The organism is Stutzerimonas stutzeri (assembly GCF_002909485.1).
Classification (GTDB): Bacteria; Pseudomonadota; Gammaproteobacteria; order Pseudomonadales; family Pseudomonadaceae; genus Stutzerimonas; species Stutzerimonas stutzeri_AH.
In genome coordinates this window covers 577558-590322 of sequence record NZ_PPXG01000002.1, presented here as the reverse complement: position 1 = coordinate 590322, position 12765 = coordinate 577558, and the positions used below count along the sequence as shown (strand labels likewise).

The 12765-nt window shown below is 69.1% G+C and carries 14 protein-coding genes and 1 pseudogene; all 15 read right to left on the bottom strand.

The genetic code is table 11. From position 1 onward, the window contains the following. Positions 1–9: 9 nt before the first annotated feature. A complete protein-coding gene (locus tag CXK91_RS06520; protein ID WP_064481786.1) occupies positions 10–363 on the bottom strand; it encodes a hypothetical protein in 354 nt (117 codons plus the stop codon). After that, positions 360–1766, bottom strand: coding sequence for an integrating conjugative element protein (locus CXK91_RS06515; RefSeq protein ID WP_064481785.1), 1407 nt, complete (start codon positions 1764–1766; stop codon positions 360–362). Before CXK91_RS06515 ends, CXK91_RS06520 begins: the two co-directional genes overlap by 4 nt. A gap of 10 nt (positions 1767–1776) precedes the next feature. After that, positions 1777–2721 carry a TIGR03756 family integrating conjugative element protein gene (locus tag CXK91_RS06510; protein WP_064481784.1) on the bottom strand — a complete coding sequence of 315 codons (945 nt, stop codon included), beginning with the start codon at positions 2719–2721 and terminating at the stop codon, positions 1777–1779. Further along, positions 2718–3167, bottom strand: coding sequence for a TIGR03757 family integrating conjugative element protein (locus CXK91_RS06505; protein WP_064481783.1), 450 nt, complete (start codon positions 3165–3167; stop codon positions 2718–2720). The genes CXK91_RS06510 and CXK91_RS06505 overlap by 4 nt, the downstream gene beginning before the upstream one ends. Positions 3168–3334: 167 nt before the next feature. Continuing rightward, positions 3335–3829, bottom strand: coding sequence for a RadC family protein (gene radC / locus CXK91_RS06500; protein ID WP_064481782.1), 495 nt, complete (start codon positions 3827–3829; stop codon positions 3335–3337). Positions 3830–4024: 195 nt separating this feature from the next. Then, a pseudogene (locus CXK91_RS06495) lies at positions 4025–4767 on the bottom strand (DsbA family protein). Positions 4768–4779: 12 nt separating this feature from the next. Continuing rightward, positions 4780–7668: a conjugative transfer ATPase gene (locus CXK91_RS06490; RefSeq protein WP_064481781.1), complete on the bottom strand. Its 2889-nt coding sequence runs from the start codon at positions 7666–7668 to the stop codon at positions 4780–4782. Then, positions 7668–8102, bottom strand: coding sequence for a TIGR03751 family conjugal transfer lipoprotein (locus CXK91_RS06485; RefSeq protein WP_103455386.1), 435 nt, complete (start codon positions 8100–8102; stop codon positions 7668–7670). The genes CXK91_RS06490 and CXK91_RS06485 overlap by 1 nt, the downstream gene beginning before the upstream one ends. Then, positions 8083–9513 (bottom strand): TIGR03752 family integrating conjugative element protein, encoded by a 1431-nt coding sequence (locus tag CXK91_RS06480; protein WP_103455385.1) that lies wholly within the window; start codon positions 9511–9513, stop codon positions 8083–8085. Before CXK91_RS06480 ends, CXK91_RS06485 begins: the two co-directional genes overlap by 20 nt. After that, the gene (locus tag CXK91_RS06475; protein ID WP_064481779.1) at positions 9510–10418 is read right to left on the bottom strand and encodes a TIGR03749 family integrating conjugative element protein; all 909 of its coding nucleotides are present in this window, start codon (positions 10416–10418) and stop codon (positions 9510–9512) included. Before CXK91_RS06475 ends, CXK91_RS06480 begins: the two co-directional genes overlap by 4 nt. Continuing rightward, positions 10415–11107 (bottom strand): PFL_4703 family integrating conjugative element protein, encoded by a 693-nt coding sequence (locus tag CXK91_RS06470; protein ID WP_064481778.1) that lies wholly within the window; start codon positions 11105–11107, stop codon positions 10415–10417. Before CXK91_RS06470 ends, CXK91_RS06475 begins: the two co-directional genes overlap by 4 nt. Beyond that, positions 11104–11514 carry a TIGR03750 family conjugal transfer protein gene (locus CXK91_RS06465; protein ID WP_045633950.1) on the bottom strand — a complete coding sequence of 137 codons (411 nt, stop codon included), beginning with the start codon at positions 11512–11514 and terminating at the stop codon, positions 11104–11106. Before CXK91_RS06465 ends, CXK91_RS06470 begins: the two co-directional genes overlap by 4 nt. 12 nt (positions 11515–11526) lie before the next feature. Further along, on the bottom strand, positions 11527–11895 hold the full coding sequence (locus tag CXK91_RS06460; protein ID WP_045633951.1) for a TIGR03745 family integrating conjugative element membrane protein: 369 nt from the start codon (positions 11893–11895) through the stop codon (positions 11527–11529). Positions 11896–11917: 22 nt separating this feature from the next. Further along, positions 11918–12157, bottom strand: coding sequence for a TIGR03758 family integrating conjugative element protein (locus tag CXK91_RS06455; RefSeq protein ID WP_003294214.1), 240 nt, complete (start codon positions 12155–12157; stop codon positions 11918–11920). Continuing rightward, on the bottom strand, positions 12154–12525 hold the full coding sequence (locus CXK91_RS06450) for an RAQPRD family integrative conjugative element protein (RefSeq protein WP_045633952.1): 372 nt from the start codon (positions 12523–12525) through the stop codon (positions 12154–12156). The genes CXK91_RS06455 and CXK91_RS06450 overlap by 4 nt, the downstream gene beginning before the upstream one ends. Positions 12526–12765: the final 240 nt, after the last annotated feature.

Below are 12765 nucleotides of genomic sequence, written 5' to 3'. Positions count from 1 at the left end.
CTCCCGGTCTCAGCCGTGCCGCAACGGTTGGCTGGCTTCCAGAGCTACCACGGCGATCACGGCCGCGATCTCCGTGCGCAGCAGGCGCTGATGCGTCTCGCGGGACGGCTCCCGCCGCAGCAGGCGCCGACGCAGCCACCACCAGCCATAGGCCGTCGCCCCATAGAGGCACAGCCGCCACACGAAGAAGTGGCCGGCGTGCGCCTGCAGCCAGTGCTGCCAGCCCTCGATGCCGCCGACCACGTGGATGCCAGCGATGTTCACTGCCGCCGCGGCGGCGACCACCAGCAAGGTCCACAGCAGCGCGATCCCGATACGACGTTTGAACAGCCACGGTAGCCGCAACCAGGTCGGCCGGCTCATGGCGTGCCGCTCCGCGGTTTCTGGACTTCCCGCAGCCGATCGCGCGTGGTGTCGCCCTCGAAGACACCGCGTGAGCCGACGGCGCGGATGCTGTGGCGCTGGATGATCGCCATCGCCGAGTTGCCGGCCAGCGTGCGGCGCAGCTCCAGCTCAGTCTTGAGGTTGTTGATCTCCTGCTCCAGCGCGCTGTTCTCCTGGTCGACCGCCCGCACGGCCAGCTCGTTGGCGGCGACGTTCGGCTCCTTCTTGCCGGTCAGCAACGTGCGTTGCAGCAGCAGGGCCTTCTCCAGCACGCTGGACAGCGCCGCCTCCGACGCCAGGCGCTTGCCCAGCAGGTCATGGTCGGGTTCGTCACGCAGGGCCTCGATCACGCCGCGGGTGATCGGCAGCGAGCTGCTGCCGGCTGCGTCGAGATTGGCCAGTGTCGTCGGCCGGGCGCCCGTCACCAGCTCCTGCAGCACTTGCAGCTTGGTCTCGTACTCTTCCTGGATCATTGGTGTCAGCCCGACGCCAGGCGTGGTCTGGGTCTTCGTGCAGCTCTCGCAGGTGCGCTGCTCACGCTCGCCCAGCACGCGGTTCGCAAAGGCCGCGGCCGCTTGGGGCGACGACCAGGTCTGGCAGGTCAGGCGGTTGCCGCAGGCGTTGCGCGCGATCAATGAGGTATCGGTGGCGCTGCGCCCGTTGAGCAGGTTGTAGCCCGCTCGCGTCACGTCGCCGACCACCTTGATCGAACTCTGGCTGGAGCCGCCCGCGTTGCTGCCACCGACCCAGGGCACGCCGTTGTTCCCTTTGTTGGACTCGGCCTGCTCGATGGCGGAGACGGCATCGGTGCTGCTGACCGCATCCCGCAGCGCCATCCCCTCGGCGAGCTGGTCCCAGCCGGCCTGGCCGCCGGCCATGTCCGCCATGCGATTGGCGATGGCCCGGCAGGTCATCTTCGAGCGGTCGAAATCCAGGCGCGCCTGCAGGATGCCGTTGGTGAGCAGGTTGTAGAGCCCGGGATCGGCGCGCTGGATGATCAGCGCCGGCAGCGAGGCCACGGCGCTGGTGGCGTTCTGGATAACGTTGCTCATGATCGTCTGGAAGCCGTTGCTGATGCCGTTGAGCTGGTTCTGCAGGGTCGTGGTGATGCTCATGTCGCCGCAGATCAGGTTGCTGTTCCAGCCGACCCCCACGCCGATGCTCTGCATGTTGCCGGCACCCCCCATCGACACGGCCCGGCCGCCGCCGATGCTGTAGAGCACGTCGTCGCCGATCACGCTGCCGCCGACGTTCACGCCATTGGGATCGATGCGCGTCTGCGCCCAGGCGACGCCGACGGCCAGCGTGATGACCGCCACGAGCAGCGTGGCCCGCAGATGCGGCTTCGCGCGGCGCAGGAAGTCAGGGAGGGAGGCGTTCATCGTGGGTTCCTCACATGAAATCGACGCTGCCGAGGAAGACCTGGCCACGGCGCTGGCAGCAGGAGTACGGCCGCCACAAGGCCCAGGCGTAGTCGCCTTGCTGGGCCTGCACGCGGGTGCGGCTGTGCGGGAAGACCACGCAACTGTTCGAGCGCGTGGGCGTCAGCTCCTGCCACTTGCCCGTCGAGGCGTCGGTCTCCATCAGCGCGCCGGCCGGCCAGTAGCCGTCGCGGGCGTTGGCCAGCAGCGGCTGGTACACATGAATCTGGTTGCGGCGGGTGACGATGTCGCCCGCGCGCTGCGCGACCACGGCGCCGCTCTTGTAGTCGTCGGTCTGGTGCAGGAAGCCACCGCGCGGATACACGTTGCCCCAGAGGTTCAGGCCGGTGCGCGTACCGATTTCGCGCCGGCCGGGGATGAGCGCTTCGGGGTAGAACGCTTCCGGGATGTTGTAGCGCCAGGCGATCGTGTCGAGCGTACTCAGCAGATACGGCATGAAGGCCGTGCCAGCGCCTTCGCAGGTGTAGCCGGAGGCGCTGGCGAACTGGCTGAACACCATCCCGGCCGGATGGCCGATGACATCGGCGTTCTTGAACTTGGCGAGGTTGTTCTCGTTGTCGTGATTGGTCGTGCCGTCACCGCCAGCCTTGGCGGTCGGGTTGCGCATGCTCATCGCCCTGACTTCCAGCCACGGGTTTTCGCCGGTGTTCGAGTAGCTCGACACCACCGCATCGGGGACATAGTGGCGCACCTTGACGGAGGTGCGCACCGAGCAGCCGAAGGGCGTGCAGTACAGCCAGTAGCAGATTCCGACCACCCGGTATTCGAGGCAGTCGGGGGACAGGGCCGAGGAGACGATTGTGGCGGTGTCCAGGGCGAACGTCGACGTGGCCGCGCTCAGCAGCAACGAGGCGGCGGTGGTGCGCAGGCGTCGGGATGCCAGCAGGAGGCTCATGGCTGCGTGCTCCGGTAGGCGTTGATGCGCGCGACGGCGCGGGGCACGTCGGGCTCGCCGTAGACCACGTAGCGTCGATCGACCACCACGGCGGGAATCTTGGCGATGACCAGCCCCCAGGCATCTGCGACACCTTGGTAGGCATGGCCGATGCGGCGTTGTAGCGCATCGCCGCCATCGCGCAGTCGCTGGCGCACCACGGCTGCGGCCTGTTGCGGGTCGGCCTGCAGGTGCGCGGCGAGTTCGACCTCGATGCGCGTGGCCTGGTCCAGCTCGATGATCCGCACGCCGGCCGGGGCCTGCACCGGATGACGGCTGTCGGTGACGACGAGCACATCGGCGGCCGCTGCGATGGGACCGAGCAGCGCGGCGCACAGTCCAGCGGCCAGCCGGGCGGCCAGGGGGCGCCGCGAGGCGGCAGGAAGGTTGAGGGAATGAGCCGGCATGTCGCGCCTCCGCGGAGTCGATGCAGACTCGTAGTCGAGCGCAACGCAGATCAGGGGACGACAAAGAAACCGAAACCGGTCAGTCCCGATTCTCTGCGGGCCGGCGAAAAGAAACGGGAGCCAAGGGCTCCCGCGGTGATGAAAGGAATGCGCGTGGGGTGGTGGTGCTACAACAAGCCGGCTTCGGCGAACGAGTACGGGCTGCCCTTGCCGACGATGAAGTGGTCCAGCACTCGGACATCGACGGTGGCCAGGGCGCTCTTCAGCCGCTCGGTGATCGCACGATCAGCGGCCGAGGGCTCGGTGGTCCCCGAGGGGTGCTGATGCGCCAGGATCAGCGCCGAAGCGTTGAGCGCCAGCGCACGCTGGACAACCCCCCTCGGATACACCGAAGTCTGGTCGACCGTGCCCTTGAACAGCGGCTCAAAGGCGAGCACCTGGTGCTGGTTGTCGAGAAACACGATGGCGAAGATTTCGTTCGGCTCCGCGACCACTTTCAGGCGCAGGTAGTCGCGCACGGCGGCGGGACTGCCCAGCGCCGGACCGGCCTTGAACACGCGGTTCTCCAGCAGGGTGATGGCCTGCCGGATGATCCAGTCTTCGTGCTGGGCGGCGAGCAGGGTGAGCGACTCCGGGCGGGAGTCGGCGATGACAAGAGACATGGCGAACCTCCAATGGATGAGATCGGAGGGCGCCTGCCCCTGGAGGGCAAACCCTCCTGGGGGCGATGGGGATGGAACAGGTGACGAGCGGGCATCCACCACCGCGGATGCAGTGGCTGTTCGCGTCAAGGGATGCGATGCGAACGGGTTTCGATCAACGCGCACGAGCCGCGCCGTAGCCTCGAAGATCGATGGCTACCTGGGCATGTCACCGGCGACGCCGGTGGGCATGTCTGGGGAATGGGCGGGTTCGGCTGCGGTCGTGCTGCCGGCGGCGAGCAGGTCGATGGCAGACAGCAAGGCATCGCCTTCGACGGGACCGTGCAGCAGGAGGGTCTTGCCGGACTCGCGGTCGCGCAGTTGCAGGGCCGGCGTGGCCGCGATGCCCCGCTGTGCGGCTTCCGCCGCCTGGGCATGGATTACGGCATCGGGGCGCTCGCTGTCGAGACAAGCCTGCATGGCTGGCGTGAGGTCGGGATAGCGCAGGCCCTCCGGCAGGCCCTGGCCGTCGCCGCGGGTGTTCGCGTAGAGCCAGGCCACCGCCTGCCAGAACGTGGCATGTCCGCCGATCTCGCCCGCGCACTCGGCCAGGCGTGCCCCGGCAGTCGCGGCCGGCTCGTGCATGGACAGCGGCAGGTGGTGTGCCACCGCCAGTTCACCTCGGGATGGGCGTCTATCCAGCGCTTGAGCGTGGGGAAGTAGGCCCGACAGTACGGGCACTCCAGGTCGGCGTACCCGACCACCGTGAAGCGCGCATCGGCACGGCCATACAGCCAGGGCGGGCCAGCCGGCTTCGGTGGCTCGGGCACGGTCGTGATCGGATGCATGAACTCCGGGGCCGCGTCGGGCGTGCGCAGGAGCAACCACCCGGCGGCGCCCACCGCCGCGACCAGCAGCGCGATCAGGGTATGGCGTCGAGTGAACGAAGGCACGCGCATGCTGTTCCTCCTTCAGGCCAATGCATCCAGCGCCAGCGGCTCGATGCCCCGCGCACGGTCGACCTTCTCGGCCACGCGGAAGGCGGCATCCAGCTCGCTGATGCCGTGCTGCTGCATCAACTGGAAGCGTTCGGCCTTCTCCTCGGGTTCGGTCATCGCCATCGCCAGGTAGAGGCTGGGCGGCACGGCGCGGAACAGAACTTCCATCGACTTGGACAGGATCACGCCTTCGGAGAACTTGCCGGCTTCCTTGCGGGCCGAGAGCATCAGCGCCTTCTGCGAAGCGTTGAGTTCTCGGAAGCGCGCGACCTTCTCGACTTCATCGGGCGGCATCGACAGGCAGATCCACCACTCGATCATGTTGAGCATGGGCTCGGCCGCTTTCGGCAGGTCGTCCAGGTTCTGCGTGGCGAGCCAGAACCAGGCGCCGAGCTTGCGCCACATCTTGGTGATCTTGACCACATAGGGCGCGAGCAGCGGGTTCTTCGTGATGATGTGGCCTTCGTCCGTCACGTTGATGATCGGGCGGCCCAGGAACTGGTCGCGCTCGGCGATGTTGTTGACGGTGTTGATGAGCGAGATGTAGGCAATCGAGAGTTGGGCGTTGTAGCCCTCGCGCGCGAAGGTGGCCAGGTCCACGATGGTGATGTCGACTTCCGGCCACGGCGTGCCGGACCGGTCGAACATCTCGCCGTCCACGCCCTGGCAGAACATGTCCATGGCGTCGGCCATCTCCAGCAGCCGTGCGCGCCGCATCTCCGGCAGCGTGGCATCGCCGGCGCGCTCGCGCAGCGCGTCGCGCACGTCGCGCGTGAGCACCGTGCGTCCGTCCGCCATACAATGCCGGGCCGCATCGAGAATGCACTGGCGGATCAGGCTGCGGTCGGCGCGCGTCATGCGCGCTTCTTCCTTGTCCTCGCCGCCGGTGATCATCAGCCGTGCAGTGATCTCCAGCTCGCCGAGCACGTCGCGCTGCTCGTCGCCTTCCACGGCCATGCCGGCATCGGTCTGGTCTTCGTCGAGCGCATCGGCGTCCAGCGTCTGCACCTGGCTCGGCGTATCGACCAGCCGCCAGGCGTCGGCGAACGGCGCCAGACTGACGCCCCCGCCGGGCGCGAGCTTCACCCGGTGCACGGTGAGGCCCAGCCGTGCCGCGAAGTCGCCGAACAGGCCGAAGCTGTTGCCCGCCTCGACGATGAACAGGCGCGGCCGGTAGATCGCCGTCAGCTGGTTCAGGATGTTGTTGAGCGTCGCGCTCTTGCCCGAACCCGTCGGGCCGAACAGGAACAGATGCGCGTTCATCTGCCGGTCGAGGCGGTTCAAGGGATCGAAGGTGATCGGGCCGCCGCCGCGGTTGAAGAACGTGATGCCCGGATGCCCCGTGCCCTGGCTGCGGCCCCAGACCGGCGCCAGGTTCGCCGCATGTTGCGCGAACATGAGCTGGGTGTACCACTGGCGCTTGTCGGCAGCCGGATCGAACACGCACGGCAGCCAGCGCAGATAGCTGTTCAGCGGCGCCACCTCGTCTTCCTCGCGCACCGGCTGCAGGCCCGCGTTGAGCATCACGTTGACGAGTTGCAGGCCGCGCGCGTCGAGCTGGGCCAGGTCGCGGCCGCGCAGGTAGAACGCCAGTGCGCCGCGGTAGAGCTTGTGCGCGCTACCGATCAGGCCGCGCGCCTGCTGCACGTCCTGCCGGGTCTGCTCCGAGGCCAGGGTCTCGCCAACGGCCTTCCTGGCGAGGTGGTTCAGGTGCGCCTCCAGCACGTCCTGGGGCGTGGCGACCAGCGTCAGGCACATCACCGTGTCCTCGGGCATCTGGTCGAGCAGCGCGTTCATGGCGTCGCCGCCTTTGCGCGTCTCGCCCGTCAGATGGCCCGTCACGGGTGGCGTGCGCAGGCGATCCATCACGATCACCCGATGCGGCATGCTGTCGAAGAACCAAAGGCCGTTGGGCACGTCCGAGCGTGGCTTGCCGAAGAACAGGCGCTGCGCGAAGTCGGTGCCGCTGGCGAGTTCGATCTCGCCCTCTTCCCGCTCTTCCGGGTAGCGGGTCAGCGCATAGAAGCGCTCGCGGTCTTCGGCGCTCGGGCCGAGCAGGGTCGGATGCGGGTTGAACCAGCGCAGCAGCCAGGCGTGGATGTCCGTCGCGCCGAGACGCCGGGCTTTCACGCCGGCATTCGCCAGCACGCCGACCAGGCGGTCGCAGGTCGTGGTCAGCGCCTGCTCGGGCGACTGGCCGCGCTGTGGGGTCGGGGCCGCGGACGTGCGGCGATAGACCACCATGCGCACGCGCCGGACCTGGCCGCGCCACGGCAGGCGCGTCACCGTGGTGTCCTCGAACAAGCCGCCCGGCTTGGCGATGGCCTGCAGGTGATGGGCGAAGAAGCGCAGGTAGAAGTCGCTGAACGCGCTTCCCTGCGCACGCGGCTGCAGATAGTTCGCCAGGGAGCGCAGATAGTTGTTCCAGTCGGCCTCGTCCTGGGCGTAGAGCTGCACCACCCAGGGGTTGTCGTCCAGCTCGTCGAAGGAGTCCTGCAGGGCGCTCTCCAGCGCATCGCGCGCCTGCCATAGCCAGGCCATCTCGCGGCCCTCGGTGCCGACCGGCGCCAGCTCGAAGAAGGCCGCCACCGACTGGCCGTCTTCCAGCAACATGCACTTGCTGCCGGGCAGGTACTCGACCCAGGGCAGCAAGTCCGCGAACGACGGCGCGACGCCATAGAGCGCATCGTGGTCGGCCTGGGTGGCCGGCCTGCGCCGGCCCCGGCCGAGCGCGCTGCCCGGCTCGGCGACACCCTGTGCCGCCAGCGCCGTTACGTGCCGTGCCCAGGCATCATCGGCCGCATCCACGGCGTCAGCAGGCGAAGCGTCGGGCTTGCGTGACCACGGCAGCGACCAGGCCATCAGTAGTCCTCCACGCGCTCGCCCGGCATCGCGTACTGCACGCGCTGGTAGAGCGGGAACACCGTGCTGTAGCCGGGCACCGGCACCGGGTCGGTGCCCGCCAGGTGCGGGAACACGTACATCACCAGGTCGGGGTTCGGCAGGCGGTGGAACTGGCGGTGAATCTCGTTCTGCGCGGTACGGGTGTAGCGCGCCTGCACGCCGGGCGCCGCCTGCACAGCGGCCTCGGTCAGCGGCCGGCGCAGGCCCTGGCGCGCATCGAGCAGTTGCCGCGCGGCCTGGCCGCCGCCCGCGCTGCCGCCGGTCTCCTGATGCCAGATGTCGAGCATGGTGTTGTGGCCGTGGGGCAGGAGCTTCTCCTTGCTGGTGGCGCAGCCGCCGAGCAGGGTGGCCGCCAGCAGCACGGCGGCCGCCTCAATCCAGATCCGAGGCATGGGTTTCTCCGGTGCGGTGGTGGACCCGACGCCCCTTGGCGTCGTAGTCGATGTCGAGCGGCTGCTCCAGATGCACGGCCACCTTGGCGCCGGGCTGCACGTAAACGGCCGCGAAGGCCTGGCCGTAGAGCTTGTTGACCCAATCGGCCATGTCGCGCACGCCGCCCGCGAGGATGCGGCCCATCGCTTCGTTGCCGCTGATGCCGACGGTGCCCAGCGAGCCGTTGTTGTTGGCGACCACGGCCACGCTGCCGTTGTCGGACTTGATGAGCGAGGCCGCGCCGGCGCCCGCCGCGGTGATGAGCGCCTGGCTGCCCAGGTACTGCTGGGCGTTGCTGCGCCGCTCGCCGCTGACGCAGGGGATGCCGTAGGGGTCGCTGATCCAGCCCAGGCCCCCTTGGATGCTGGCGCCGTTGTGACCCGAGTTGCCGCCGCTGCTGCCGCCCTTGCTGCTGTCCTCCGGCACCGTGCGGATGGTGCCGTCGTGGAACACGAACGTGACCGAGCGGATTTGCCCGCGCACGCACGAGAGCGTCCAGTCGCCCGAGGCCGTGCCGCTGACCACAGCGCCGGCCACGTCGGGGATGTCGATGCCGTTGGCCGTGAGGTTGTCCGGGCCGATCAGCACCTTGAACGGATAGGGATCGTTGACGGTTCCATCGATCGGCACGCGCCCGATCAGCGCCGTCATGGCAATCGACCCCATGAGCGTCGAGTTCGACGGCACGGTGTAGACAGCCTTCGTGGATGCGCCCACCGCGCGGCTGCCGACGTCGGCGACGGATTCCGCTGCGGCCGACAGGCTTTTCTGGGCCGGCCCGAAGCTCAGGGGAAAGCTCGGCTCCTTGCTGCCGTTCCTGGCGTCGACCTTGGTGTCGTCGGGCTCGACCCACTGCGTGCCACCGACGCCGCGGTTGAAGCGCTGGCCGTCACCCTCTTCGAGCCCTAGTCCGACGGGCAGGTCGGACGGGCCACCGCCGGCAAGGCCGTCCAGTTGCCGCTGCAGATCCTGCAGCAGACCCTGGGTCTGCTGCCGGTCGCTGGCCACCTGGGCGCGCTCCTGCTCCAGGCGGTGGCGTTCGCCTTCCAGCGCGCTCTGGATGCGCTGGTCGATCGCGCCTTCCCGCGCCCGCAGGCGCTCGTTCTCGGCCTTGTGCTGCCTGTTGTCGCCGAGCGCGCTCTGCAGCTCGGTGCGCAGCTGCTTTACCTGCGCGACCAGGGTGGCGACGGTATCGCGTGGCGTGTCGCCGGCGATGCCCAGGGCCTTCATCTCCTCGGGCGTGAGCGTACCGGCCGCGCCCTTGGGGGCGGGCTGGCCGCCGGGGGCGCCGGAGAACAGTTTGATGCCGACGACCACCAGCAGCAGCGCCATCGGGATCAGCAGCCACTTGAGCAGCGGATTACTCTTCAATCGCGCGCTCCTCCGGTCGAGCCGGCCGCGGCGGCCGGCGGCAGGTTCACGGTGGCGTCGATCGGGCTCAGCGCCGGCAGCAGCGACTCGGCCAGGCCGTGGCCGCGCGTTACCAGGTAGAGCACCGTGGTGTCGGACGGGGTGCCGGCCGGCCCCAGGTTCGGATGCTGGAAGGTCGCCGCCACGAAGTGCCCCTGCAGCGCGCGCGGGTCGAGGTCGAGCCAGCGCGCGGCGGTGTTGGTGAGCCGCACGGCCGTCACCCACTGGTCTTCCAGGCGCCACGCGGCCAGTGCCCGCGCGTGCACCGGCAGCGTCGGCAGCAAGGTATCCAGCGCGAGGTCGCGGCGCAGGTTCACGCGCCCGATGCCGGACACCGGCTCGACGGTGCGCAGCGGCGCGTACAGGTTCTGTGCGGCATGGCGCGTCAGCACGACCGGTAGCGGCGTTTCGCGCCGGGGAACGGATTCGTCTACGGGCGCATCGGCCTGCTCGTCCGCGCCGCCTGCCGCACCGCCGCCGTAGCGCTTGGGGGGGGCCTCTGCTGCCACGATGCGCACCGGCTCCAGCGGCGCCTGGCCGTCCTGCGCCGGCTCGGCGGCGATGTCGAGCAGGATCAGCGCGCCGGATTCCACGTCCTGCAGTTGCAGCCGTATGGGCGGAATCGGCTCGCTCGCCCGCAGGTAGATCGCGCCGCCCGCACTCTGCACGCGCAGCTGGTCGCCGACGCCGGCCGGCACGCCGACGCGCACATTGCGGTCGATGAAGACCACGCGCTCCTGGCCGACCACCAGCGGCACCGGCAGGGGCAGGCGCTCCCAGCGCAGGATTTCCACGGCCTGGCTGGCCGGCATGAAACCGAGGATCAGCAGGACGCCGGCCAGGGCCGACAAGGCAACGGACTTCATGGGGAGCCTCTCTGCAGGCTGCCGGAGGCGTTGGCGGGCGCGCCCGTCTGGGTCGGCGTCGGCGGCGGTTCGATGCGCTGGGGTGCGCCGGCGTAGCAGTCCAGCGCCAGGCCAAAGGGGTTGCGCTCGGGATCGATGTCCAGCCGGACGACCTTGATGGGGTAGCGCACCAGGGCGCGCTTGACCTGCTCGGAGCCGTAGTATTCGTCCGCGCTCACGTCCAGCGTGACGATCCAATCGCGGCCGGAAACCACCTTGACGCGCGTGGCCGGATCATCGCCGTAGCCGCGGCCGGGAATCTCGTAGATGCCGCGCACGCGCCGACGCAGCTCGCCACTGGCGCGCCGGTATTCGTAGTCCTGCTGCAGGAAGGCCCGGCAGCTCGGTGTCAGGTAGGCCGACAGCGCGCGCAGGTTGCGTGGATAGTCTTCTTCGCCGTTCGTGGGCCAGCGCTGCACCTGCTGCCAGATGTAGAACGAGAAGGCATACACGCTCTCGGGCGGCACGTCCCACCACTTGCGCGTGCTGCCCGAGCGCAGGTCCGGCGGCACATGGATGGTCAGACTCTTCGGCGCACTCCACCAACCGAAGCCGAGCAGCAGCGCCACCGCGAACAGCGCGCCGGCGCCCAAGCGCAGCGTCTTCACGTGCGCCTGCAGATGCGCAACCTCGTTCTTGAAACGACTCATGGCGCACCTCGATCGGCATTGCGCCGGGTCGTCCAGTAGCCCGAGCGGGTGACGAGGCGCTGGCCGCCCAGGAGCGCTGCCAGCGCCGGATTCCGCAAGGCCAGCCGCCACTGGAGCTGCCGGTACAGCCAGGTGTCGGGCCGACCGCGCTTCTGCGCGCGCAGGAAGCCGCCGCCGACGAAAACGCCCAGCGCGATGCCGGCGACGATCAGCGTGGGCACCATGGCGATGCTGTGCGTGAGCCAGGCCAGCGGCAGGCCGAGCGCGAACCCGGCTGCGGCAGACAGGCCGGCGCAGATCCACAACTCATCGGCGGTCAGCCCGCGCACGACCACCGGCTGGCGGTTCAGCCGGTGCGGCAGGAAGGTCACCAGCGTGTCGCGCGGGGTCTCCGAAGGATCGGCCATCGCTTGCCGCCCTTACAGCACGCCGGTGGCTTTGGTGAGCAGCCAGATGCCGACCACCAGCAGGATCGCGCCCACGGCGACCGTCAGGCCGAACTGGCCCCAGGTGGCGCGGCCGGTGTGGATCTCCGAGTAGCGTGTGTAGGCGTGATAGCAGACACCGATGAACATCGAGGCGACCACGAGCAGCGCGATCAGCAGCACGATGTCGTAGCCGTAGTTCTGCAAGGTCTGCAGGATGCCGCTGCCTTGGCCGCGCGATGGGTCTTCCATGGTCGGCAGGCCCTGCGCGAAGGCCGACAGCGGTAGGCCCGCGAGCGCCAGCGGCAGCAGCGGTGCGGCGATGCGGGACGGGATGCGATGGGATGTCGTTGGAGTGTTCATGGCGTATGGCCCTTCGTGACGGTCAGGAGAGGAGGAAGAACGTCAGCACCAGGTACATCGCCACGAAGCGCACGACGACGGCGAGGAACTGACGTTCAGTGATGCGGTGCTCGGCCCAGCCGACGTAGGCGGTGCGCATGGCCCACACGCCCCACAGCAGCAACACGGCGAACACGAAGCCCAGCACCACGGCAGCGACGGCCGAAGGCGCAAAGCCGCCGTTGGCCTGGAAGGCGGCGACCTGATCGGCAGAGGGCGTCATGGCGACGGCTCCTCGTCGTCGGCGCGGTCACGGCGAACGTAATCGCCGGCCAGCGGGACGGGATCGCGCGGCTGGGCGCGCTGGGGCACGAGGTAGTCCTGCACGCCGGTACGCACGCGCGTCAGGTCGGCACGCAGCCGGGCGTAGTCGAAGTGGTAGCGGGCGCGCGCCTGCGGCGTGGTACTGGCGGCGTGCTCGGCCAGGCGGTCGATCAGGTCGAGTTGGCGGGCGAGCGCGGCCAGTTGCTCGTGTTCAGCGGCAGCATCGCCGGCCGATGCGGGCGATGCGCCGGCCAGCGCGATGATCAGCGCCAAGGCCAAGGCCGGCACACGGCGGCAAGGGGGCAGCGGGTTGCCAAGGGGTATCATCACGCCGTTCCGCAGTCGTCTGGATGGTGGGATGCTGCGGTGGTCGGCTGGAATCTGCCGCAAACAATCGGAACGGGCTGCGAACCGGATTCACGTGATCTACTTCGTAGAGTACCAAGCTAGCGCTTGCCGTGTCCGGCGTGCCCTGCGCCGGAGCAGCCAATCCACGACCGGGGCGAGCGCCGTTGGCAGCACCTGCACTTCTTCCAGTTTCGCGTCTCATCGATGCCCACCGCCGTG